Source organism: Pseudomonas sp. R151218B TE3479 (genome assembly GCF_053629195.1).
Window position 1 is genome coordinate 4406464 of record NZ_JBRJHV010000001.1, and the last position, 22859, is coordinate 4429322.

A 22859-nucleotide genomic window follows, 5' to 3' on the forward strand; every position below is an offset into this window, starting at 1 on the left:
CTCACATCCTCTGTGGGAGCGAGCTTACTCGCGATGGCGGCAGTCCAGCCGCTACAAGGGCTGCTTCCAGGCAAATGAGTAAACCTTCTCCGGCACCGGGGACTGGCAGCGCTGGTTGTCCGCATCAGGCCCCACCAGGAACCACTCGGCCCGCGAGGTATCGCCGACCCGGCGCGCCTTTTGCGGATCGTAGCAGCGCGCCAGGTCCCGAGCGGGCACCAAGGCAAAGGCCTGCGGGTGGCCGCGCAGCCAGGTGGCGGATCGTTCCAGGGACTGGCGGTCATGGAAGCCAAAGTGCACGATGGGCTGCTGGGCGAACAGCCAATGGCCCTCGCGCCACCCGACGAGCACCAACTCGGCATTTGAAGTCAGCCCCGCGACATCACGCATCAAGGTCTGGTGGGGGTTGATGCCTTCCCTGTAGGGCTCGATGAAGCCGCGCACAAACCAGGCGCACAACCACACCACCGTCAAGGCAGTGAATACCGCCCTGCCCCTCGGACGCCGGCTGAACCAGCGGTGCAGCATCCACGGCACCAGCGGCGCGACCAGCAGGATCAAGGCCGGCAACGCGGGAAAGATATACAGCTTGCGCTTGCCACTGCTCAGGCTGAAGAACAACAGCACCAGCATCACCCACCCCAGCAGCACCAGCACGCGACCGTCATGCTTGAGCAACTGCCTGCGCCAGGCCGGTACCAGCCATGGCAGCATGAAAAAGATCGGCAGCCAGTATTTCGGAATCACCTGAACGAAGAAATACCAGAAGGGTTCGCGGTGCTCCCAGGCATTGGCATAACGCCCCGCCGTCTGCTTCAGCAGGATTTCCTGGGCGTACGCCAGGCTGTCGGGGCTGCCCTGCCACACAATCAGCAACAAAGGCCCAAGCCAAAGCGCGATGGCCACCAGCGCCACAACCAGCCCCAGCCACCAGGCCCCTGCCTTGCCCGGCATGGACACCAGGCCTTTCCACCCTCGACGCACACCATAGGCGTAGGGAATCAGCATCAACACCGGCAAAAAACCCACGCCTTTGCTGATGACCCCCAGCCCCATCGCCGCGCAGGCCACGTAATACCAGCGCCACGCCGGGCCGAGCATCAAATGCCGGCACAAGCCATAGATCCCCAGGCTGGTCCAGAGTGCAAGAAAACCATCGATTTGCCCGGTGCGCAGGATGCTGTAGGTCTGGTAGGTGGCCAGAAACAAGAGCGCGGCGATCCCTCCGACGCGTCGCCCCCACAAGCGCCGGCCCAGGTCATACAGGCATGCGGTGGTGACGACGCCGGCCAACAGCGCGGGCAGGTACAGGGCGACTTTCGGCAGGTGGGCCAATTGCACGAACGACGCCACCGCCCACATGAACAACGGCGGCTTGTCGGCGTAGATTTCCCCGGCGCGATGGGGAATGAACCATGAGCCGTCCTGCAGCATCTCCAGGGCAACGCCGAGGAAGCGCTCTTCATCGACGTTCATCGGTTGGCGCCAACCCAGGCCGGCGCCCACCATGATCAAGGCCAATACCACCAGCGCCAGAAGCTCCAGTCGCGAGGAAGACAATTGTATCCGCACCGTCTCAGCCCTTCTCGGCCAGTTCGCGGTTTTCCTGCTCGTGATGCTTGGCGATCAACTGCAAATTGCGCAGGTAAACGATGAAGCCGAAGGACTGGCCGACAATGAACACCGGGTCTTCGCGGTAGATGGCATAGGCCAGCAACAGCGCGCTGCCGATGATGCTCAAGTACCAGAAACCCACGGGTATCACGCTGCGCTTCTTGTACTCGCTGTACAGCCATTGCAGGACAAAACGTCCGGTGAAGGCCAACTGGCCGCCGAAGCCAACGGCCAGCCACAACGTTTCTCTGCCCATGTCACACCTCGGTTTCTTGTGCGTTGATATCCAGGCGGGTGCGTCTTATCAACCACCACACCCCGAACAGATCGACAATGCCCACCAGCGCCCGGTCGAGGTTGCCGTAGTTGGACACCCCGGCCCCGCGCTCACGGTGATTCACCGGGTGAACCAGCATCCGGCCGTTGTGACGGCGGATCAGCGCCGGAATAAAGCGATGCATATGATCGAAATACGGCAGGCGCAAAAACGCCTCGCGCTCGATCAACTTGATGCCGCAACCGGTATCGGGCGTCTGGTCCTTGAGCAGGCTGGCCCGCAGTTTGTTGGCGAACCGCGAGGCCCAACGCTTGCTCGTCGTGTCCCGGCGGTTGACGCGATGCCCCGCCACCAGCTTCACGCCGGCAGGCGTTCCCTCCGAACCGCGCACCAGGTCGAGCATCTTTGGCAGGTCGGCCGGGTCGTTCTGCCCGTCGCCATCGAGGGTTGCCAGCCAATGCCCGCGGGCCACTTCAGCCGCGTGGTAGATCGAGGTGCTCTGCCCGAGGGAACGGGCATGGCTGAGTACCCGCAACTGGCGATAGCCACTGCCTTGCAACGCCCGCAGTTCAGCGGCGGTGGCGTCTGTGCTGCCATCGTCGACCACGATGACTTCGAAGGCCTCGTCGACCAGCGCCGCCCGCACCTCTTCCAGCAGTGGAATGAGGTTGCCGGCTTCGTTCTTTGCCGGAATCAGGACCGACACATAAAGGGTTTCGTGCATGACGCTCCAGTAAAAAAGCTGAGGGGTTAAACGCGGTAATACGCGCGGTACCAATCGACAAACGACTGCACACCGACGGGCACCGCGACCTGCGGGCGAAACCCTATGTGCTCTTCCAGCTCGCGCGTGTCCGCCCACGTGTCGACCACGTCACCCGCTTGCAACGGCAAGAAATGCTTGATCGCGGGAATGCCCAGGGCCTCTTCCAGGCACTCGACAAACTGCAAGAGCTTCACCGGAGCGCCGAAGCCGATGTTGTAGAGCTTGTGGCGCACGCCTGTTTCATTGGCAGGCGGGCGCGGCAACAACCGCACCAGGCCTTCGACGATGTCGTCGATGTAGGTGAAGTCCCGCGACATCGCGCCGTCGTTATAGAGATCAATGGCGCGACCGTTGAGGATGGCGTCGGTGAATTTGAACGGTGCCATGTCGGGCCGTCCCCACGGCCCATATACAGTGAAAAACCGCAGGCCGGTGGTGGGAATCCCGTAGAGATGCGAGTAAGCGTGGGCCATCAGTTCATTGGCGCGCTTGGTCGCCGCATAAAAAGACACGGGCTGATCCACCGGATCGGTCGTGGCATACGGCAACTGGTCGTTCAAGCCATACACCGAGCTGCTCGAGGCGAACACCAGATGCGCCGGCCGGTGGGCACGACAGGCTTCCAACACGTTGAGGAACCCCACCAGGTTGCTTTGGGCATACAGGTCGGGATTATCGATGGAGTGGCGCACGCCGGCCTGGGCCGCCAGGTGGACGACGGACTCGAACGCGTTTTGCGCAAACAACTCCAGCAGCGCCGGTTTGTCGGCCACATCCAGCCGCTGGAAGCGGAAGTTGCGGCATTCGGCCAACTGTGCAAGTCGGTCCTGTTTCAGCTCGACGCTGTAGTAGCTGTTGAGGTTGTCGATGCCGATGACTTGATGGCCTTCGTTGCACAACCGTCTGGCGGTATGAAAACCGATAAATCCTGCGGCACCGGTGACCAATACGCTCATACGCTGCCCAAAACGGTCACGTGCATACACTACCCTGATGGATGGCCCGGCTTTTCCGGCGCCTGCACAGGCTTGTATCAAAGAAAAATGACGGTTTTATGAGCGTGCCAACTTGCCAAGCGAAAGCCTCTGTGGGAGCGCGCTTGCTCGCGATGAGGGTATGGCAGTCAATGACGAGGCGACTGAACCACCGCTATCGCGAGCAAGCTTGCTCCCACAGGGGGCTTGGGTCGGCACAAGATTGGAGACCGCCCGATGGATCAATCCGGGTCGTTGAGAATCAGGCTGCGATAATGCCCCGGGTTGGACCCGGACCATTTGCGAAACGCCTTGTAGAAGGAGCTGGCATCGGCAAAACCCAGGCGCGAGGCGATTTCGACGAAACTGATGGACGGCTCGGCCAGCCAGGTGATCGCCAGATCCTTGCGCACGCTGTCCTTGAGGCCTTGGTAAGTCTGGCCCTCCTCCGCCAGACGTCGGCGCAGGGTCGAGGCGGACACGCACAACTGCTGGGCCAGGGCCTCGGTTTCCGGCCACTGTTCGGCGGGCAGTTGCCGCAGGTCGTGCCGGATACGACTGGCCAGGCTTTGCGGATCGCGGTATTTGACCAGGATGTTGGCCGGGGCCCGGGCCAGAAAGCGCTTGAGCTCGTCAGCGTTGCGCCGGATGGGCAGGTCGAGGCATTCGGCGGCGAAAATCATCCGGGTGCGCGGCCGGTCAAAGCGCAGGTTCTGGGAGAACATCACCCGGTAGTCGTCGCAGAAATCCGGCGCCGGGCAGCGCAGTTCGACAGACAGGATGGGAATGCGCCGCCCGGCCAGCCAGCAGGCCACGCCATGGACGATCATCCAGTAGGTGAAGTAAGTAAACGCTCGGCGCGGCGCCTGATCGTCTTCCAGCAGCACGATCTCCGCCAGGCTTTGCTGGCGCACCCACTGGGCCGGCAGGCGTTCGAGCATCAGCGACAGAAACCCCAGCCCCGCCGTCAAGCCGCTCGCCAGCGTGGGCTGGGCCATGGCGCACTGGCAAAGAAATGCCAGGCTGCCGGACTTGAGCTTGCGCGGGTCCATGCCGAAAAATTCGTCATCCAGGCGCTGGGCCAGCAACCGCCAGAGCCGCGCATAGGCATGGGCCGGGACCCGCGCCTGGGGATCGTCGAGCAGCGCCGGGGCTATGCCGACCTGGCTCAGGACCTCCTCGGTGGCCGCCCCGGGTGCGCAGCTTTGCAGCAATGCCTCACGCACCAGCTGGATGGAGATGGTGTCTTTTTCCGACATGGCGCGGGTGTTCACAGGATCCGGTAAAGCAGCCGTTCTATCCGCACCCGGCTGACCCGCTTCAGGAACCTGGCCACGGCCTCGGGGTAATCCGGCAGGGTTTCCAGGTCCAGGTAACGTTCGATCCGGCGGGTGTGGCAGTAGATCCGCTCAAGCTCGGCCTGGCGCGGCGCCAGCAATTCGCCCTTGGGGTCATCCAGCAACAGCGCGTTTTCCAGGTCCAGACGAAAGGCCCGCGGGTTGAGGTTGTTGCCGGTCAGCAAGGTGTAGCGCTCGTCGACCCACATGCCCTTGAGGTGATAGGTGTTGTCCCCGTCACGCCACAGGTGCAGGTTCAATTGGCCGCTGTCGATCGCGTGCTGATGCCGTTTGGCGAAACGTCGCAGGCTGATTTCGTAGAGATATGGTAGCGCCGCGATGATCTTGAACGGCTCGCTTGGCGGAATGTAGAAGTCGTTGGCGGTCTTGTCGCCAACGATGATGTCGATCTTGACCCCGCGGGCCAGGGCGCGGTTGAGCTCCCGGGTCACGGCCAGGGGCAGGTTGAAATACGGGGTACAGATGGTCAGTTGCTGGCGGCTGCTGGCGATCAGTTCACCGATCACCCGGCTCAGGGGGTTGTTCTTGCCCACGCCCAGCAACGGGCTCACCGACAGGCCGCTCTTGTCGAGGCTGCCGACGCTGGTGTCATAGGTCGCATATTTGAGACGGCTGCGCAGGTCACCGATGTCCTTGCGCAAACTACGGGTGCTGGGCAGGTTGGGCAGGTCCAGGCGATGCACGGCCCTGGAGGTGATCAGGCCATGCTGCACCAAGTGATGCATCGAGTCGGCCAGTGCCGTGTTCTGCAGCAGGTGGTAGCGGTCGTAGCGGTATTTATCGAACTTGTGCAAGTAGACGTTATTCAGACTGGCGCCGCTGTAGAGCACACAGTCATCGATCACGAAACCTTTCAAATGCAACACGCCGAACAGTTCGCGGGTCTGCACCGGCACGCCGTAGATCGGCACTTCACTGGCATGGGTACGGGTCTGTTCCTGGTACCACGCCGAGTTGCCCGGCTGCTTCTTGGCGCCAATCAGCCCCCGCTGGGCTCGCAACCAGTCCACGACCACGACCACGTCCAGTTCCGGACGCGCCGCTTTGGCGGCATGCAGGGCATCGAGAATTTCCTGGCCAGCCTCGTCCTGTTGCAGGTAGAGGGCGACGATGTAGATGCGCTGGGTGGCCTGGGCGATTTTCTCCAGCAGGCAACGGCGGAATTGGGCAGCGCCATCGAGGATGGTCACCGCGTCGGCGGTCAGTGCAAAGCTGCGCAGCTTGGGCAGCAGGGAGCGTTTGAAGAGCGACGGCATAGGGCTCGCAAAAAGGTCGATTCCATAGAACGGATGAGCTTACACCATGGATGGGTTCGGGTCTTCCTGTCGTCAAGAAAAAAACAACTTGACCAAGGAGAACGATCGTTCTACTTTTACCCCATGAACGAAATCACTGGTAATGAAACACGAGACATCATCCTCGATGTCGCCGAAAAGTTGATCTATAGAAGTGGCATCGCCGCCACCGGCATGGACCTTCTGGTGAAAACCGCCGGCGTTTCCAGGAAAAGTGTCTATCGCTACTTCGCCAACAAGGACGACCTGATCGTGGCCGCCCTCGAGCGGCGGGACGAGCGCTGGATGCACTGGTTCAGCAGCGAAGTGGACAAGGCGCCCACGCCGACGGCGCGACTGCTCAACCTGTTCACCGTGCTCAAGGGCTGGTTCGACAGCGAAGGTTTTCGCGGTTGTGCCTTCATCAATACCAGCGGCGAAACCGGCGATCCACAGGATCCGGTCCGCCAGGTGGCGAAGATGCACAAACAGAAGCTGCTCGATTACGTGACCCGACTGTGCGTCGAACAAGGCGTCGAGAATCCGGACGCCCTGGCCCGCCAGCTACTGATTCTGATCGACGGCGCCATTACCGTGGCGCTGGTCATGGGCGACCACAGCGCGGCTGACCACGCCCAGGACCTGTTGAAGATATTGCTACACACCTGATCGTTGAACCCTGCGTCATTCATCCACTCATTGGAGATTCGCCATGTCTGCCTCTTCTGAAGTTCGTCCGCCACTGCCGCCGTTCACCCGTGAATCGGCGATCGAGAAAGTTCGCCTGGCCGAAGACGGCTGGAACTCTCGCGACCCGCAAAAAGTATCCCTGGCCTACACGCTGGACACCCAATGGCGTAACCGCGCCGAATTCGCGCACAACCGCGAAGAAGCCAAGGCGTTCCTGACCCGCAAATGGGCCAAGGAATTGGATTACCGGCTGATCAAGGAACTCTGGGCCTTCACCGATAACCGCATCGCCGTGCGCTATGCCTACGAATGGCACGACGACTCGGGCAACTGGTTCCGCTCCTACGGCAATGAAAACTGGGAGTTCGATGAGCAAGGTCTGATGTACAACCGCTACGCTTGCATCAACGACATGCCGATCAAGGAAAGCGAGCGCAAGTTCCACTGGCCCCTGGGCCGCCGGCCGGATGATCATCCGGGATTGTCCGAGTTGGGGTTGTAACCCTCTCGGCTGACCCACCGCTATCGCGAGCAAGCTCGCTTCCACAGGAGATTGAGGTCGGGCACAGCACTCGTGTGCGCCGGAATCCAAATGTGGGAGCGAGCCTGCTCGCGATGACGGCAGCAAATCCAACAGGTGTGCAAACTGACCCACCGCTATCGCGAGCAAGCTCGCTCCCACAGGAGATTGAGGTCGGACACAGCATTTGTGTGCGCCGGAATCCAAATGTGGGAGCGAGCTTGCTCGCGATGACGGCGGCAGATCCAACAGGTGTGCAAACTGACCCACCGTTATCGCGAGCAAGCTCGCTCCCACAGGAGATTGAGGTCGAGCACAGCATTTGTGTGCACCGGAATCCAAATGTGGGAGCGAGCTTGCTCGCGATGACGGCGGCAGATCCAACAGGTGCGCAAACTGACCCACCGCTATCGCGAGCAAGCTCGCTCCCACAGGAGATTGAGGTCGAGCACAGCATTTGTGTGCGCCGGAATCCAAAAATGTGGGAGCGAGCTTGCTCGCGATGACGGCGGCAGATCCAACAGGTGTGCAAACTGACCCACCGCTATCGCGAGCAAGCTCGCTCCCACAGTACTGCAGTCGCTGCCAGACCAGCGGCCCCTCCAACAGGCTTGACCCACATGCCGCCAGGTATCACATTGCCCAGGCTGGCGATAAGCTCGCTGTTTCGTTGTGCAGCAGACTTTGTGGAGCCCATGACCGCGTCGATCCCGATCCGTCCCCCCTGCCCGCCCGGCGTCTGCGATTGCGGACGTGATGCCTTGCTGCAAGCGCCTGGCAGCGACCTGCGCATCCTGTGTCTCAATCGCCAGGAAGAAAAACGCCTGCTCGAGCGTCTGGAGAACATCCAGAGCCTCGACGAACTCCAGCGCCTGCAACAACGCCTGTACGAAAACCTGGGGATCCGCCTGCGCGTCGAGCCCGGCTACAACGAAGTGCGGACCATGCGCGGCATCGCCATCGAGTTCCAGGAACAACCCGGCCTGTGCCGCAAGATTCGCCAGTCAATCCCCGCCGCCATCCGCCGCGGGCTGGAAAAACGTCCCGAGATCGCCTGGCGACTGCTGGATGCCCACGATCTGTTTCGCGATACCTGAACCTGGGCCGCTCCTTCCCAGGAGCGGCCCATCGGCCTAGAAATCAACGGTCGCGGAAAGCAGGTAGGTGCGCGGGGTCGATAGCGTCAAGCCCGGCTCACTGTCATCCGATGCACCCGCCGAACTCCAGTAGCGCTTGTCTGCCACGTTTTCGATGTTGGCCCGCAGGGTGATGTGTTTTTCGTCGACCTTGAACGCGTAGCGAGCGCCTACGTCGAAACGCGTCCAGGCGTCGATTTCCTTGGTGTTGGACTGGTCCAGGTACTGCGAGCTGGAATAAATGCCGCGACTGGTCAGAGTCAGGCCCTGTACCGTTGGCACGTCCCATTCGGCGCCAAGGTTGACGTTGTACTTCGGCGTGGCCGGTGCGCGGTTGCCGTCGAAGGTGCTGTCGGTGGTGTCAGTCAGTTCACTGTCGATGAACATCACGCCGCCGAGCAGACGGGTTCCCTTCAGCGGCTCGCCGAACACACTCAACTCCACGCCGGTGTTTTCGCGCTTGCCGTTCGGGCCGAAGACACATGTCGTAGCGTCGGTCGCATAGGCGGGCTGCTTGATTCGAAAAACGGCGGCGGTGACGGCGAACGGGCCGGCATCATACTTGGCGCCCACTTCGACCTGGCGGCTGATGAACGGCGGGAAAATCTCATCCTCGTTCACCGACGTCGACGGCGCAATCTTGCCCTGGCTCAGGCCTTCCATGTAGTTGGCATACAGCGACAGCTTGTCAGTCGCCTTGAACAGGATCCCGCCCGACGGCGAAACCTTTTCCTCATCGTAGGCGGTGTCGCCCTTGACGTTATTCGTCCAGTCATCAACCTTCACCCGTTGCCAGCGAGCGCCGAGGGTCAGCAGCAAGCGATCCTCGAACAGCCCCAGGGTGTCGGACAAGGCCACGCCGCTGAAGCGGTTCTCGGTATAGACCTTGTCGTCCTGTCGGGTCGGGGTGCTCGGCGTCGGGGTCTGTACCGGGTCATACAGGTTGCTGCGACCGTTGGCGTAACGGGCGCCGCCATTTTCGAAGTCCATATAGAAATAACTGGCGGCCAGGTTGACCTCATGGCTCACCGGACCGGTATGGAACCAGTTGCGCACCCCGGCCGTGGCCGTGCGGACATTTTCCTCCCGGGTAAAGTCACGTGGCTGGACGGTGAAGTCGCCCGCGTCGTTGGTGACCGAAACGTTGTGCCTAAGGAAGTCGTGGTCGCTCTTGCGCGCGCCGACACCGCCATACAGCATCACCGAATCGCTGACATCGAACTCAGCGTTCACCGTGCCGAAGGTATCCTGGGTGCGCGCCTTGGTCCACGACTGGGCGTAGTTGTCGCGCACATCACTGGCGTGAGGGACCTGAGCATTGGCACCGACCTGCACGCGTTCCTGGGGCGCGTCGGTGTTGCGTTCGGTGTGGCCGATGTCCGTCGAGAGGCGCAGGCGTTCACCGCGAAAATCCAGGCCCAGCACCGCCATCTCGCGGTCCACGCTCTGGTGATCCCATTCGGTGTCGCCTGCCTGCTTCACACCATTGAAACGAATACCGAACTTGTCGTCTTCACCAAAGCGTCGACCGACATCCACCGCCCCGCCAAGCTGGTTGTTGGAGGCATAGCTGCCGGTGAACGAGGTGATGGGCTTGTCGGTGGCGCGTTTGGGCACCACGTTGATCCCGCCCCCCACGCTGCCCCGCGGCGAGATACCGTTGATGAGCTGGCTCGGTCCCTTGAGGATGTCGACGCGTTCGGCCATCTCCATGTCGATCGTGTACGTCGGCAGGATGCCGTAGAGACCGTTGTAGGCGACATCGCTGTTGAACAGGCTGAAACCGCGAATGGTGAACTGCTCGAAGCGTCCGCCCGCCGGGTTGGTGGTGCGGACCGAGGGGTCGCTGGCGATCAGGTCGCCCAGGGTGCGCGCCTGCTGGTTCTTGACCGTCTCGCTGGTGTAGGTGGTCATGCTGAACGGCGTTTCCATGAAGTCCCGCGAGCCCAGCAGGCCTTGCGAACCACGCCGTGCCACCTGGCCGCCGGCGTACACCGGGCTGTCCGTCGAAGCCGTGGAGCCGAGAATCGAGGTGGGCGCCAGTTGCAAGCTGCCGCCTTCTGGCGCCGGCATCAGGATGTAGGCCTGCTCCCCCACCGGCTGCAACTGCAGGCCCGAACCCCGCAACAGCCGGGCAAACCCCTCTTCCACCTCAAACTCCCCTGAAAGCCCGGCGCTGTTGCGTCCGCTCACCAAGGCCGGGTCCACCGACAGGTTGACTCCCGCCAACCCGGCGAACCGGGTCAACGCCGCGCTGAGGCTGCCGGCTGGCACCTGATAACTGCGCCGGGCGGCTTCTTCGGCCTGGCTCGATGACATGAAAAACGGGCTGGCACCCAGGCTCAGCATGAGGCTCAGGTTCAACAGCGGACGCCGGCCGGCAAAGGCCGGGCGCAAACGCAAAGGTACAACTGCGGACATTGGAAAGCGCTCTCGTTTTTGTTCAGTTGCCTTGAATGACAAGCGAGACAAAAAAAGGGGACAGGCCCACCGGACTCAAGCCAGATTTTTGCGAAGCGTCAACGTGACCCAGTAACGAGTGCGCATGTGCACGTCCAGCGGCAGGCTGGCCGCCAGCAGCGCGAGAATCCGATCGGTGTTGTCCAGGCGGAAGCTGCCGGTGATTCGCAGCGGTTCCAGGGTTTCGTCCCAGCGCAGAACGCCGGGGCGATAGCGGCTCAGCTCCCGCAGGAAATGCCCCAGCGGCTGGTCCTGCGCCACCAGCACCCCATCACGCCAGCCCAGTTGTGCCACATCGAACACCTGCACCGGCCCCACGCCCGAGGCCTGGACGTTGACCTGCTGGCCCTCTTCCAGACTCAGCGATGGTCCCCGCAGGGGTTGCAGGTACGCCGAACCGCTGACCACCGACACCCGGCAGTCGCCCTCGCCCAAGTGCAGGCAAACTTCGCCACGATGGATCGTGACGAGCCCATAGGGTGACTGAACGGACAGCGCCGTGCTCCCGGCGAGTTTGAGGGCCATCTCACCGCGCAGCAGTACCAGGCGCCGGGCCTTGAGATCCAGGTCGACGGCACTGTCGGTGTTCAGTTGCAGCGCACTGCCATCGATCAGCGACCAGCGCCGTTGCTCGCCCGTGGCGGTGTGCAAATCGGCGCGCCAAGCCTCCAGCGGCAGCTCCCGCCCCAACAGCCAGGCGGTCGGGACCAACGCGGCGACGCCCAATGCACGCTTGAGCACCGCGCGCCGGGCCAGTACCGGACGGTCCAGGGTTGCCATGCCCAGAGACGCCGGTACCCCGGCAAAACGCTGGCGCAATCGCTGGGCCTTCTGCCAGGCCGCCTCGTGGTGAGCGCTACTGTCGCGCCAGCGTTGCAAGGCCGCCGAGTCGAATGCATCCCCGTCGAATTCCATCAGGGTCAACCAACGGGCAGCCGCCCGTGCCGCTTCACGAGCCTCCGGTGATGGCGTCGATGGCATCAGAAATCCACCAACAGGCAATGCTCATAGGCCTGGGCCATGTAGCGCTTCACGGTGCGCTCTGAGACTTGCAAGCGCTCGGCGATCTCGCGATAGCCCAGGCCTTCGAGCTGGCTCCATAAAAAAGCCCGCCGCACCAAGGGCGGCAGGCCATCCAGCAATTCGTCCAGGGCTTGCAGGGTTTCCAGCAGCAGCCAACGCTGTTCCGGAGACGGTGCGCAGGCTTCAGGCAGGTTCGCCAAAGCGTCGAGATACGCCTGTTCCAGATTGCGTCGGGTGTAGAAATTGCTCAACAGGCGTTTGCCGACGGTCAGCAGATAGGCCCGGGGCTCTTGCAGGTCCGTCAAGGTCTGGGAGCTGGCAAGCACCCGCAGGAAGGTATCCTGGCGCAGGTCCGCCGCATCCCAGGCATTGCCCATGCGCCGTCGCAACCAGCCTTCCAGCCAACTCCCGTGGTCACGGTACAACGCATGGAGGGATTGCTCCGTCGGCGTAACTGCATCACACATGTCCAGAAGCCTGCGCAAGGTCTTAAATGAGACTGATTCTAATTAATGTTCGCGCAGGAATCCAAGTTGTTTATGCAAAGTGAGTCTAAAACGGATGCAAGCCCCCTCCCCCTGTGGGAGCGAGCTTGCTCGCGATAGCGGTGGGTCACGCTGGGTGGTCGCCACCTCGCTCCCACAGTCTGGTCTTTGCACGCAGTGCGATCAGTGACTGGCATGCAAGGTCTTCGGCACTTCCGGCATGGCCGAAGAGTGGTGGTTGATGATCTTCCACTGGCCATCGAGGCGTTCATAGAGGAAGGTGTAGCGCGCCTGGACCTCACGCTTGGAACCATCGGCCTGGGTGAGTGTGAAGGTATAGACACCACTGTCCATCGCCGCGTCGGGACCCAGGTGACGGATTTCCCGGTAGTTGATCTGTCCGACCGGCTTGGCGGCCAGGAAATGCTCGAAGTAGTCCTGGATCTGCGCTGGCGTGTTGCGCACCTTGTTGGAGACGGTCGGTTGCAAAATCGCATCCGGGGCATAGAGGCCGGTCACGGCGGTGGCGCTACCGGTTTGCAGCGCGGCGTTCCAGCGATCGAACAGGGCAGCGATTTCCCGGTCATTCACGTTCTTGGGCTGCTCGGCCACTGTGCGATACACGTAGGGTGTGACCTCGACAGCCTGGACAAGCGGCGCGCTCAGCAGGAAAAAAGCAGCGATGGCACAGGTTTTCATTTTCATCGGAAAGCTCCTTTGGGTTTCAATGAGCCCACTTTGCCGACCTTCACGGCTCTCGCCATCGGCCAACCGGTGCCAATCGCCTATGCCATTTGGCAGATAGGCCTGGTGCCGGTGACACGGTCTAATGGCGTCACCGCGAACCGTCCGATCTTTTTCCACGCTGGAGCTCCCCATGCAAAGCCCGCCCCATGATCCCGGCAGCGCCCTGGCCATCCGCAGTCAGTATCGCCAGTCGCAAAGCCGTGCCGCGCGCCTGGGGCTGCTGCTGGGCACCGGCCACGAGCTGACGCAGTTGCCCCTGCCGGCCATGCGTCAGCGTGCGCTGCAACGGGCGTGCGCCTTCATGGCGATGGACCACGGCCTGCTGCTGGAGTGGGCGCCGGACAACACGCTGCGCACCCTCGCCAGCCACGGGAGCGCGGAGCGGGTCGACTTCCTCGCCAACCTGGCCCAGCCGCAAACGCCCGGCCCGAATTGGCTGGAATCCCCCGGCAGCGCCCTGCCCCAGGTCTTGCGCATTCCACTGCGCACCTCCGATGGCGTGACGTTCGGGGCGTTGTTGCTGGGCAACAGCGTCGCCCTCGGCGCGCCGGACAACGAAGACATCGAGTCGCTGCAATTGCTGGCGACGCTGTTGGCGGCGCATCTGGAGAACAGCCGCCTGGTCGAAGCACTACAGGCCCGCGAGCGGACCATGTCCGAACTGGTCCACCGCTTGTTCAGCGCCCAGGAAGACGAACGCAAGCGCGTGGCCTACGACCTGCACGACGGTCTGGCGCAGAATCTGGCCGGTTTGCACCAGCGCTTGCAGGGCTTCGCCGGTCGTTGCCCGTCGCTAGCGCCGGCGCTGGCGAGCGAGTTGCAGGCCATCCTCGACCTGGCCCAAGGCTGCGTCGGCGAGGGCCGGCAACTGATCGGTGGCCTGCGCCCCCACGTGCTGGATGATTTCGGCCTGTACAAAGCCGTCGACAAGGAGGCCGACCGCCTGCGTGACGCGGGCCTGACGGTGAGCTGGGCCGAACACAGCAGCGCGCGCCTGCCGGGCAACACCGAGATCGCCCTGTTTCGCATTGCCCAGGAAGGCATCAACAACATTCTCAAGCACGCCCAGGCCCGTCATGTGGGCCTGGGGTTGGCGGTGGAAGATGGCCACGCCAGCCTGCGGGTGGAAGACGATGGCCGTGGCTTTGCCCTGGAGCAACCCATCGAGACCAACGGCAGTTGCCACCTGGGGCTGGCCGCCATGCAGGAACGCGCCAACCTGCTGGGCGGCCACCTGGCCTGTTGCAGCCAACCCGGCGGCGGCACCCGCCTGCTGGCCAGCGTGCCGCTACCGTCCGCCGGAGTGCAGCCATGAGCCGTCCTTTGCGCCTGCTGCTGGCCGATGATCATGAAGTCACCCGCACCGGGTTTATCAGCATGCTCGCCGACAGCCCGGGGTTCGAAGTCGTCGGCCAGGCCCGCGACGGCCAGGAGGCGCTCGACTTGTGCGAGCGGCTACAGCCGGACATCGCGATTCTCGACATCCGCATGCCCGTCCTCAATGGCCTGGGCGCGGCGCGGATCCTGCAGCAGCGCCAGCCCGGGATCAAAGTGGTGATCTTCACCATGGATGACAGCCCCGACCACCTCGAAGCCGCCATCGGTGCGGGCGCGGTCGGCTACCTGCTCAAGGATGCCAGCCGCGATGAAGTGCTCGACGCCCTCAAGCGGGTCGCCCAGGGCGACGAGGCGCTGAACAGTTCAGTCAGCGCGCGCCTGCTGCGCCGCATGGCCGAGCGCGGTGCCAATGGCGCCCCCCAGGTCCAGGCTTTGACCGCCCGTGAGCGCCAGGTATTGGGGCTGGTGGCCGGTGGCTTCAGCAATCGTGAAATCGGTGAAAAGCTGGGTATCGCACCCGGCACGGCCAAGGCCCACGTCGAGCGCGTCATCGGCAAACTGGGCGCCGCCGACCGGACCCAGGCCGCCGTACGCGGCGTCGCCCTGGGGCTGGTGGCGCAACCCGCCGGGCAATGGCCATGAGGTTTCTCGCCGCCCGCCGCTGGGCTGACCTGCCGTTGCGGGGCAAGGCCCTGGTGGTGATTTCCCTGCCCCTGGTGGTCCTGCTGCTGTCGCTGGTGCTGATCTATATCACCGAACGGCAGACCGCACGGGCCGAGGAGGATGTGCGCCGGGTACTGCTCGTCCAGGGGGACATCCAGACGGTCCATACCTTGCTGGCCGAGGCGGCGGCCAGCGTGCGCGGTTACCTGCTGACCCGGCGCGAAGATTTCCTGCCCAGCTACGAACAAGCCACGCCGCTGATCCATGCGGCGTTGCAGCGCCTGGACCAGAACATTCGCGATGCCAGGATGCGCGAGCACCTCAAGACCATCACCCCGCTGATCGCCGACAAACTCGACGGTTTGCTCGCCTTGCGCAACGGCAAGCGTGACGACCCCGAGGCCATCACCGCGATCCTGATCGAAAACAAGCAGGTGCTGGACGTGCTGCGCGAGCAGATCAGCGCTATGCGCATACGTGAAGATGGCCTGCTCGCCGAGCGCAGTGCCGCCGCCTCGGCCACGCGCATGCGCCTGCTGTTCGCCACGTTGCTGGCGGCGGTGTGCGGGTTGCTGGGGGCCATTGTCGCGGTGCTGTTTCTATCCAAGGGCATCGTCGCCCGGGTCCAGCAGGTGCAAGGCAACGCCCAGCGCCTGGCCCTGGGGCAACCGTTGTTGCCGCAACCGCCAGAGCAGGACGAAATCGGCCAGCTTGGCACGCGGCTGGTGGAGGCCGGACAGTTACTCGCAGAACGCGAGCGGGCCCTGCGCGATAACGAGGAGCGCTTGCGGCTGATCATCGACGGGGTGAAGGACTACGGGATCTTCGCGCTGGATGCCCAGGGCTACGTCACCACCTGGAACGCCGGCGCTCAGCGGATCAAGGGCTACACCGAGCAGGAAATCCTTGGCCAGCACTTCTCCCTGTTCTACTTGCCCGAAGAATGCCCGGCGCACCCGGACATGGCCCTGCGCGAAGCCACCCGCGACGGCCATTACATGGAGGAAGGCTGGCGTTGCCGCAAGGACGGCAGCCGTTTCTGGGCCAGCGTGGTCATCACCGCCCAGTACGATGGTAGGGGCGCCTTGCGCGGCTTCTCCAAGATCACCCGCGACATCACCGACCGGCGCGCCGCCGAAATCGCCCTGCGCACGGCCCGTGAAGAAGCGGAAAGCGCCAGCCGGGCCAAGAGCGAATTTCTTTCGCGCATGAGCCACGAACTGCGCACACCACTGAACGCCATCCTGGGTTTCGCTCAACTGCTGGATATGGATTCCACCGCCGGCCAGCGCCCGCAGGTCAGCCATATCCTGCGGGCCGGCCAGCACTTGCTGGCGTTGATCAACGAGGTGCTGGACATCGCCCGGATCGAGGCTGGGCGCCTGCCCCTGAACATCGAACCGATCGCCCTGGCGACGGTGCTGCACGAAGCCTTGACGCTGGTTTCACCCATGGCCGCCGACGCCGGGATCCACTTGATCGACCTGCCTGCACTGCCCGACGACAGCGGTGTGCTTGCCGACCGCCAACGCCTGGTGCAGGTATTGCTCAACCTGTTGTCCAACGCCATCAAGTACAACCGGCCCGGCGGCGAGGTGCGCATCGAAGTGAGCGTCCAGGCCCACAAGGTGAGCATCGCCGTCCACGATACCGGCCATGGCATCGCCCCTGAACAACTGGGCCAGCTGTTCAAGCCCTTCGAACGCCTGGGCGCCGATCCGCAGGTCGAAGGTACCGGCCTTGGCTTGTCCTTGAGCAAGAACCTGTTGGAGATGATGCAGGGTAACCTGCAGGTCCACAGCGAGCCCGGGCACGGCTGCTGTTTTACCCTGCACCTGCCCGCCACCCAGGTGATCGGCACGCACTTGCCGCCCATCGCCGCCCTGGCCGTGACGCGCGCCCCCGTGGATTACCACGGCAAAATCCTCTGCATTGAAGACAACCTGTCGAGCCTGGCGTTGATCGAGACCTTGATGCAACGCCGTCCCGGCATTCAGCTGTTATCGAGCATGCAAGGCCAGATGGGCCTGGACCTCGCCCGTCAGCACTCGCCGCAACTGATCCTGCTGGACGTCACCCTGCCCGACCTGGAAGGCCTGGAAGTCTTGCGGCGCCTGCGCCAATCCCCGGCCACCGCGGCCACGCCGGTACTGATGATCACCGCCGATGCCAGCGACCTGACCCATCGTGCCCTGCGCGACGCCGGGGCCACGGCGATCCTGACCAAACCTATCCATATCCAGGCCTTTCTCGGCCACCTCGAGCACTATTTACCGGAGCCCGCATGAATCGCGACTTGCGCATTCTGATCGTCGACGATCAGCGCCCCAACCTGGACCTGATGGAACAACTGCTGGCCCGCGAAGGGCTGCATAATGTGCTGAGCAGCACCGAGCCCTTGCGTACGCTCGACCTGTTCAACAGCTTCGAGCCGGACCTGGTCATCCTCGACCTGCACATGCCAGCATTCGACGGTTTTGCCGTGCTGGAACAACTGAACCGGCGCATCCCGGCCAACGACTACTTGCCGATCCTGGTCCTGACCGCCGACGCGACCCGTGACACCCGCCTGCGGGCCCTGGCCCTCGGCGCCCGGGACTTCATCAGCAAACCCCTGGATGCCCTGGAAACCATGCTGCGCATCTGGAACCTGCTGGAAACCCGGGCGCTCTATAAAGCGTTGCGCGAGTTGATCCCGTCCCAGCAGATCGAATTGTTGCGCCAGCACCGTCCCGCCGCCGACCCGGTCTAGTCTGGCGACCGTTTCATCGAGGCCATCGAAGCATGGAAGTCACCGAACGAACATCGGCAAACGGCCTGCAAGCGCACATTCGCGGCGAACGCCTGGCCACCTCCGACGGCGTATCGAGCAAGGATATCCTGGTGGAGATCTTTGTCCGTGAGCGTTGCGAAGCGCACATCGTCGTGCCCGCGGTGGCCGAACCGTTGCTTGTCTGGGTGTTGTCCGGGCAAGCCATCGTCGAAGAGCGCACCGCCCACGAGCCGTGGGACGCGAATACGGTGGGCCGCGGGGATTTTTTCCTGACCACCTCCCCTGTGCCTTATGAAATGCGCTGGCAAGTGACCAGCCCTGAGCCGTTCGTGGTCATGCATGTGTATTTGGGCCTGGCGTTGCTGGAACGCGCCATCGCCGAAGCGGGCGGCGGAGCGATCCAGCTGCGGGAAGTCTCGGGCGGACGGGATGAAGTGCTCTCGGCCCTGCTGGAGCAGATCCGGGAGGAGCTGAGCCGACGCGGTGAAACCAGTGCCTTGCTGGTCCAGGGCGTGGCGCAATGCGTGGCGGTGCACCTGGCGCGGCATTATATGGATGCCGGGGCCGAGGACATGTCCGGCCGCAACGCCCTGCCCGCCTTCAAACTCAAGCGGGTGATCCAGTTAATGGAACAACACTTGGCCGAACCCTTCAACCTCGGTGACCTGGCCCGGGCCATCGGCCTGAGCGAATACCACTTCAGCCGCCTGTTCAAGCGCGCCACCGGGCATTCGCCCTCGCAGTACTTCATCCACCTGAGAATGACCCGGGCCCGGCAACTGCTGATCGAAACCGAGCGCAGCATCATCGATATCGGCCTGGAAGTCGGCTATGGCAGCGCCAGTCACTTCTCCCAGGTATTCCGTCGCGAAGTGGGCGTGGCGCCGAGTCATTACCGCAAGTAAAGGCCTGATGGCGCCACAATGTGGCCGTACACAAACCACTCTGGGAGCGAGCTTGCTCGCGATAGCGTCAGACCCGTCAACATTGATGGCAACGGGTCCACCGCTATCGCGAGCAAGCTCGCTCCCACAGGTATTTTCTGCCAGGCCTGTATTCATTTGATCCGGGAGGGAAAGGAATCAGCGGGGTTTAGTGCCCGCGAATGTAGTGTTCCAACTGCCGGATCAGGTCGGCCTGCTCGACAATCGCCTCTTTCACCAGGTCGCCAATCGACAGCAGGCCGATCAACTGCCCGTTATCCAGCACCGGCAAGTGCCGCAAGTGGCTGTCGGTCATGACTTCCATGCAGCGGTCGATGCTCTGCTGGCTGTCGGCGGTGACCACCGGGGCGCTCATGATGGTGCGCACCGTCGTACCCACCGACGACCGCCCCTTGAGGACCATCTTGCGCGCGTAGTCCCGCTCGCTGAACACGCCCACGACCTGGCCGTCCTCGATCACCGGCAGCGCGCCGACATTTTTTTTGGCCATGATCTGCAGCGCTTCGAGCACCGTCTGCTCCGGCGCGATGCTGTGGACCTGCTGGTTTTGCACACTCTTGAGTCTCACCAGTTGGGCAGCGGTTTTCATTGTTCATCCCCACATTCAGCCAAAGGCATGCTCGAACATCATGCTGTCAGTTAAAACATCCCCTGTGGGAGCGAGCTTGCTCGCGATAGCGTTGGATCAGCAGCAGGGTTGTTGACTGATGCACCACCATCGCGAGCAAGCTCGCTCCCACAGGTTTTCATTCAGCTTTCAACTCACGGATCAGTCCTCGCCAATCTCCACCACATCGCCATTCAAGCGCACCGGCCACACCCGCAGGCTTTGTTCCGGGTACTCCAGGCAATGGCCGTCTTCCAGGCGGAAATGCTGCTTGTACATCGGCGAGGCAATCACCAGGTCACCCTTGATGCTGCCCAGCAAGCCGCGGCCGATGACGTTCGCACCGGACTTGGGGTCGCGGTTGTCGATGGCGTACAGCGGCTTGTCCTCATGTTCCGGCAGATAGAGCAACGCCACTTGGCTGCCGTCGTGCCAGGCGACCACGCCGGAGTTGGGCACCAGGTCGGCGCGGCTGCACAGGGCTCGCCACTGCAAAGGTTCCTGGGCGACATCACGGGCGGGAATACGAACGACGTTTGACTGGCTCATCAGAGCACCTCCTCGGTAACGGGAATCAGGTGGAGTTCATGGGCGTGAACCGGCCGACGCTGGCCGCGCTCGCGGACGAAGTGAACGTCCGGATCGCCGCGCTTGTCGTTGACGAAGGTGCGGAAACGCTTGAGCTTCTCCGGGTCCTTCAAGGTGTTGGCCCATTCGCATTCGTAGCGGTCGACCACCAGTTGCATCTGGGCTTCAAGCTCGGCGCCCAGGCCCAGGCTGTCGTGGATGATCACGTCCTTGAGGTAGTCCAGGCCACCTTCCAGGCTTTCGCGCCAGACCGAGGTCCGTTGCAGTTTGTCGGCGGTGCGGATGTAGAACATCAGGAAACGGTCGATGTAGCGGATCAGCGTGGCGTCGTCCAGGTCGGTGGCGAACAGCTCGGCGTGACGCGGGCGCATGCCGCCGTTACCAGCCACGTAGAGGTTCCAGCCCTTCTCGGTGGCGATCACGCCGACGTCCTTGCTCTGGGCCTCGGCGCACTCGCGTGTGCAACCGGACACGGCGAACTTGAGCTTGTGCGGCGAGCGCAGGCCTTTGTAGCGGTCCTCGATGGTCAGGGCCATCTGCACACTGTCCTGCACGCCGTAGCGGCACCAGGTACTGCCCACACAGGATTTCACCGTACGGGTGGATTTGCCGTAGGCATGGCCGGTTTCGAAACCGGCTTCGATCAGCTCGGCCCAGATGTCCGGCAACTGGTGCAACTGGGCGCCGAACAGGTCGATGCGCTGGCCGCCGGTGATCTTGGTGTAGAGGTCGTATTTCTTGGCGACCACGCCAATGGCGATCAGTTTGTCGGCGGTGATTTCCCCGCCGGCGATGCGTGGCACCACCGAGTAGGTGCCGTTTTTCTGCATGTTCGCCATGAAGGTGTCGTTGGTATCCTGCAGCGCCACCAGGGACGGGTCCATGATCGGCTGGTTCCAGCACGACGCCAGGATCGAGCCCACCGCCGGCTTGCACAGGTCGCAGCCGGTGTGGCCTCGACCGTGCTTGGCCAACAGTTCTTCGAAACTCAGGATGCCTTCCACCCGCACCAGCGCATACAGCTCCTGGCGGGTGTAGGCGAAGTGTTCGCACAGACTCTTGTCGACGCTGACGCCGCGGGCAATCAATTCGTGCTCGAACACTTGCTTGACCAGGGCCGCGCAACCACCGCAACCGGTACCGGCCTTGGTGTCGCATTTGAGCTGGCCGAGATCGGTGCAGCCGCCATCGATGGCCGAACAGATCGAGCCCTTGGTGACGTTGTGGCACGAGCAAATCGTGGCGGTTTCGGGCAACGCCGCCGGGCCCAGGGTCGGGGCGCCTTCGGACGATGGCAGGATCAGGCTGGCAGCGTCCTTGGGCAAGGCGATGCCGTTCTGCATGTATTGCAGCAAGGTGTCGTAGTAGCTGTTGTCCCCCACCAGCACCGCGCCGATCACGCGCTTGCCGGCGGCGTCCACCACCAGGCGCCGGTAACTGGCGCTGGTTTCGTCGATGAACTGGAAGCTGCGCGAACCTGGAGTGTTGCCATGGGCATCGCCGATGGAGCCGACGTCCACGCCCAGCAACTTGAGCTTGGTGGACATGTCGGCACCGGTAAAGGCTTCAGCGCTTTCGCCGCACAGCCGGGCCGCGACGCTGCGGGCCATCTGGTAGCCCGGGGCGACCAGGCCGAAAATGCTGCCGTTCCAGGCTGCGCATTCGCCGATGGCGTAAATGTCCGGATCGCTGCTCCGGCAATGATCGTCGATCACCACGCCACCGCGCGGGCCGATCTGCAGATCGCTCTGGCGAGCCAGGGCATCCTGGGCGCGAATACCGGCGGAAAACACGATGAGGTCGGTTTCCAGGAAATCGTCGTCGCCGAAATTCATCCGATAACGGTACTGCTCACCGGCGCTGATGGACTGGGTGCCCTTGGACAAGTGCACGCCGACGCCCAGGCTTTCGATGCGCGCCTTGAGGGCCAAGCCACCCTGCGTGTCCAACTGCACCGGCATCAGCCGTGGCGCGAATTCCACCACATGGGCTTCCAGGCCCAGGGTCTTGAGGGCGTTGGCCGCTTCCAGGCCCAGCAGACCGCCACCGACCACCACGCCGCGGCGGGCATTGCTGGCAGCGGCGCGGATCGCATCCAGGTCTTCCAGGGTGCGGTAGACCAGGCAAGAATCCCCCTCGGCGCCCTGGATCGGCGGCACGAACGGATAGGAACCGGTGGCGAGCACCAGTTTGTCGTAGCTGATGCGCTCCCGGGCGGTGACGACCTGGCGCGCCTGGCGGTCGATTTCCAGCACGGGTACGCCCAGGTGCAACGTGACACCGGGGGTCTGGTACAACGACGCTTCGCCCAGGGCCAGGGACTCGGCATCACGCCCGGAGAAGTACTCGGACAGGTGCACGCGGTCGTAGGCTCGCATCGGCTCCTCGCTGAACACATGCACGCGGTAATGATTGAGGGCACCGCGTTCGATCAGTTGCTCGACGCAGTGATGGCCGACCATGCCATTGCCGATCACGATCAGCGTTTGCAGCTTGTTCAGAGAAGCAACGTTGGAATTCATAAAAAGCACCCGACAAAAGCCCATCACGATTTTGAAAGCAAAAAAAAGACGCCTGAAACCTTGCGGTTCCAGGCGTCTTTGCCTGTTCTGTGCGGTATCG

Annotated in this window: 21 protein-coding genes; 8 read left to right on the plus strand and 13 right to left on the minus strand. The window is 63.0% G+C overall.

Features of this window, described 5'->3' with window-relative positions; genetic code table 11:
• Positions 1-51: 51 nt before the first annotated feature.
• The 6 genes from AB7M32_RS18880 to pssA all read right to left on the minus strand — a co-directional run bounded on the left by AB7M32_RS18880 (position 52) and on the right by pssA (position 6245).
• Positions 52-1509, minus strand: coding sequence for an ArnT family glycosyltransferase (locus tag AB7M32_RS18880; RefSeq protein WP_454252168.1), 1458 nt, complete (start codon positions 1507-1509; stop codon positions 52-54).
• Positions 1510-1576: 67 nt separating this feature from the next.
• Entirely contained in the window at positions 1577-1870 is a 294-nt protein-coding gene (locus tag AB7M32_RS18885) for a lipid-A-disaccharide synthase N-terminal domain-containing protein (RefSeq protein WP_092164466.1), read from the minus strand.
• A gap of 1 nt (position 1871) precedes the next feature.
• On the minus strand, positions 1872-2615 hold the full coding sequence (locus AB7M32_RS18890; protein WP_454250933.1) for a glycosyltransferase family 2 protein: 744 nt from the start codon (positions 2613-2615) through the stop codon (positions 1872-1874).
• 26 nt (positions 2616-2641) lie between these two features.
• Positions 2642-3613 carry an NAD-dependent epimerase gene (locus tag AB7M32_RS18895; RefSeq protein ID WP_454250934.1) on the minus strand — a complete coding sequence of 324 codons (972 nt, stop codon included), beginning with the start codon at positions 3611-3613 and terminating at the stop codon, positions 2642-2644.
• 260 nt (positions 3614-3873) lie between these two features.
• Positions 3874-4890, minus strand: coding sequence for an AraC family transcriptional regulator (locus tag AB7M32_RS18900; protein WP_454250935.1), 1017 nt, complete (start codon positions 4888-4890; stop codon positions 3874-3876).
• 11 nt (positions 4891-4901) lie between these two features.
• Positions 4902-6245, minus strand: a complete 1344-nt coding sequence (gene pssA / locus AB7M32_RS18905) for a CDP-diacylglycerol--serine O-phosphatidyltransferase (protein WP_072405634.1) — start codon at positions 6243-6245, stop codon at positions 4902-4904.
• Between the two features lie 123 nt (positions 6246-6368).
• Here pssA and AB7M32_RS18910 point away from each other — a divergent pair, with 123 nt between their 5' ends.
• The 3 genes from AB7M32_RS18910 to AB7M32_RS18920 all read left to right on the plus strand — a co-directional run bounded on the left by AB7M32_RS18910 (position 6369) and on the right by AB7M32_RS18920 (position 8570).
• Positions 6369-6932 (plus strand): TetR/AcrR family transcriptional regulator, encoded by a 564-nt coding sequence (locus tag AB7M32_RS18910; RefSeq protein WP_454250936.1) that lies wholly within the window; start codon positions 6369-6371, stop codon positions 6930-6932.
• Positions 6933-6975: 43 nt separating this feature from the next.
• Positions 6976-7455: a nuclear transport factor 2 family protein gene (locus AB7M32_RS18915; protein ID WP_060742285.1), complete on the plus strand. Its 480-nt coding sequence runs from the start codon at positions 6976-6978 to the stop codon at positions 7453-7455.
• A 713-nt stretch (positions 7456-8168) separates the two neighbouring features.
• Positions 8169-8570 carry a hypothetical protein gene (locus AB7M32_RS18920; RefSeq protein ID WP_060742284.1) on the plus strand — a complete coding sequence of 134 codons (402 nt, stop codon included), beginning with the start codon at positions 8169-8171 and terminating at the stop codon, positions 8568-8570.
• 36 nt (positions 8571-8606) lie between these two features.
• Here AB7M32_RS18920 and AB7M32_RS18925 read toward each other — a convergent pair whose 3' ends face one another.
• The 4 genes from AB7M32_RS18925 to AB7M32_RS18940 form a co-directional block, all read right to left on the minus strand.
• Entirely contained in the window at positions 8607-11030 is a 2424-nt protein-coding gene (locus tag AB7M32_RS18925; RefSeq protein WP_454250937.1) for a TonB-dependent siderophore receptor, read from the minus strand.
• A gap of 75 nt (positions 11031-11105) precedes the next feature.
• Positions 11106-12050 carry a FecR domain-containing protein gene (locus AB7M32_RS18930; RefSeq protein WP_454250938.1) on the minus strand — a complete coding sequence of 315 codons (945 nt, stop codon included), beginning with the start codon at positions 12048-12050 and terminating at the stop codon, positions 11106-11108.
• Positions 12050-12559, minus strand: a complete 510-nt coding sequence (locus AB7M32_RS18935) for a sigma-70 family RNA polymerase sigma factor (RefSeq protein ID WP_192260229.1) — start codon at positions 12557-12559, stop codon at positions 12050-12052. Before AB7M32_RS18935 ends, AB7M32_RS18930 begins: the two co-directional genes overlap by 1 nt.
• 201 nt (positions 12560-12760) lie before the next feature.
• Positions 12761-13282, minus strand: a complete 522-nt coding sequence (locus AB7M32_RS18940) for an SgcJ/EcaC family oxidoreductase (protein ID WP_060742280.1) — start codon at positions 13280-13282, stop codon at positions 12761-12763.
• A gap of 172 nt (positions 13283-13454) precedes the next feature.
• Between AB7M32_RS18940 and AB7M32_RS18945 the strand changes: the two genes are divergently transcribed.
• From AB7M32_RS18945 to AB7M32_RS18965, 5 genes are read left to right on the plus strand one after another with little or no spacing between them, the layout of a single operon-like run.
• Positions 13455-14639 carry a sensor histidine kinase gene (locus AB7M32_RS18945; RefSeq protein WP_454250939.1) on the plus strand — a complete coding sequence of 395 codons (1185 nt, stop codon included), beginning with the start codon at positions 13455-13457 and terminating at the stop codon, positions 14637-14639.
• Positions 14636-15304, plus strand: coding sequence for a response regulator (locus AB7M32_RS18950; protein ID WP_454250940.1), 669 nt, complete (start codon positions 14636-14638; stop codon positions 15302-15304). Before AB7M32_RS18945 ends, AB7M32_RS18950 begins: the two co-directional genes overlap by 4 nt.
• Positions 15301-17613: an ATP-binding protein gene (locus tag AB7M32_RS18955; protein ID WP_454250941.1), complete on the plus strand. Its 2313-nt coding sequence runs from the start codon at positions 15301-15303 to the stop codon at positions 17611-17613. The genes AB7M32_RS18950 and AB7M32_RS18955 overlap by 4 nt, the downstream gene beginning before the upstream one ends.
• Positions 17610-18077: a response regulator gene (locus tag AB7M32_RS18960; RefSeq protein ID WP_092164443.1), complete on the plus strand. Its 468-nt coding sequence runs from the start codon at positions 17610-17612 to the stop codon at positions 18075-18077. Before AB7M32_RS18955 ends, AB7M32_RS18960 begins: the two co-directional genes overlap by 4 nt.
• Positions 18078-18109: 32 nt before the next feature.
• The gene (locus tag AB7M32_RS18965; RefSeq protein ID WP_454250942.1) at positions 18110-19003 is read left to right on the plus strand and encodes a helix-turn-helix domain-containing protein; all 894 of its coding nucleotides are present in this window, start codon (positions 18110-18112) and stop codon (positions 19001-19003) included.
• 187 nt (positions 19004-19190) lie between these two features.
• Here AB7M32_RS18965 and AB7M32_RS18970 read toward each other — a convergent pair whose 3' ends face one another.
• From AB7M32_RS18970 to nirB, 3 genes are all read right to left on the minus strand, one after another.
• Positions 19191-19631, minus strand: coding sequence for a CBS domain-containing protein (locus AB7M32_RS18970; protein ID WP_454250943.1), 441 nt, complete (start codon positions 19629-19631; stop codon positions 19191-19193).
• 180 nt (positions 19632-19811) lie between these two features.
• Positions 19812-20198, minus strand: coding sequence for a nitrite reductase small subunit NirD (gene nirD / locus AB7M32_RS18975; RefSeq protein WP_060742269.1), 387 nt, complete (start codon positions 20196-20198; stop codon positions 19812-19814).
• Positions 20198-22759, minus strand: coding sequence for a nitrite reductase large subunit NirB (gene nirB / locus AB7M32_RS18980; protein ID WP_454250944.1), 2562 nt, complete (start codon positions 22757-22759; stop codon positions 20198-20200). The genes nirD and nirB overlap by 1 nt, the downstream gene beginning before the upstream one ends.
• Positions 22760-22859 lie beyond the last annotated feature (100 nt).

Coding starts and splice junctions, on each gene's coding strand:
- AB7M32_RS18880 (WP_454252168.1), bottom strand. CDS start 1,509: ATGGTGGGCGCCGGCCTGGGTTGGCGCCAACCGATGAACGTCGATGAA.
- AB7M32_RS18885 (WP_092164466.1), bottom strand. CDS start 1,870: ATGGGCAGAGAAACGTTGTGGCTGGCCGTTGGCTTCGGCGGCCAGTTG.
- AB7M32_RS18890 (WP_454250933.1), bottom strand. CDS start 2,615: ATGCACGAAACCCTTTATGTGTCGGTCCTGATTCCGGCAAAGAACGAA.
- AB7M32_RS18895 (WP_454250934.1), bottom strand. CDS start 3,613: ATGAGCGTATTGGTCACCGGTGCCGCAGGATTTATCGGTTTTCATACC.
- AB7M32_RS18900 (WP_454250935.1), bottom strand. CDS start 4,890: ATGTCGGAAAAAGACACCATCTCCATCCAGCTGGTGCGTGAGGCATTG.
- pssA (WP_072405634.1), bottom strand. CDS start 6,245: ATGCCGTCGCTCTTCAAACGCTCCCTGCTGCCCAAGCTGCGCAGCTTT.
- AB7M32_RS18910 (WP_454250936.1), top strand. CDS start 6,369: ATGAACGAAATCACTGGTAATGAAACACGAGACATCATCCTCGATGTC.
- AB7M32_RS18915 (WP_060742285.1), top strand. CDS start 6,976: ATGTCTGCCTCTTCTGAAGTTCGTCCGCCACTGCCGCCGTTCACCCGT.
- AB7M32_RS18920 (WP_060742284.1), top strand. CDS start 8,169: ATGACCGCGTCGATCCCGATCCGTCCCCCCTGCCCGCCCGGCGTCTGC.
- AB7M32_RS18925 (WP_454250937.1), bottom strand. CDS start 11,030: ATGTCCGCAGTTGTACCTTTGCGTTTGCGCCCGGCCTTTGCCGGCCGG.
- AB7M32_RS18930 (WP_454250938.1), bottom strand. CDS start 12,050: ATGCCATCGACGCCATCACCGGAGGCTCGTGAAGCGGCACGGGCGGCT.
- AB7M32_RS18935 (WP_192260229.1), bottom strand. CDS start 12,559: ATGTGTGATGCAGTTACGCCGACGGAGCAATCCCTCCATGCGTTGTAC.
- AB7M32_RS18940 (WP_060742280.1), bottom strand. CDS start 13,282: ATGAAAATGAAAACCTGTGCCATCGCTGCTTTTTTCCTGCTGAGCGCG.
- AB7M32_RS18945 (WP_454250939.1), top strand. CDS start 13,455: ATGCAAAGCCCGCCCCATGATCCCGGCAGCGCCCTGGCCATCCGCAGT.
- AB7M32_RS18950 (WP_454250940.1), top strand. CDS start 14,636: ATGAGCCGTCCTTTGCGCCTGCTGCTGGCCGATGATCATGAAGTCACC.
- AB7M32_RS18955 (WP_454250941.1), top strand. CDS start 15,301: ATGAGGTTTCTCGCCGCCCGCCGCTGGGCTGACCTGCCGTTGCGGGGC.
- AB7M32_RS18960 (WP_092164443.1), top strand. CDS start 17,610: ATGAATCGCGACTTGCGCATTCTGATCGTCGACGATCAGCGCCCCAAC.
- AB7M32_RS18965 (WP_454250942.1), top strand. CDS start 18,110: ATGGAAGTCACCGAACGAACATCGGCAAACGGCCTGCAAGCGCACATT.
- AB7M32_RS18970 (WP_454250943.1), bottom strand. CDS start 19,631: ATGAAAACCGCTGCCCAACTGGTGAGACTCAAGAGTGTGCAAAACCAG.
- nirD (WP_060742269.1), bottom strand. CDS start 20,198: ATGAGCCAGTCAAACGTCGTTCGTATTCCCGCCCGTGATGTCGCCCAG.
- nirB (WP_454250944.1), bottom strand. CDS start 22,759: ATGAATTCCAACGTTGCTTCTCTGAACAAGCTGCAAACGCTGATCGTG.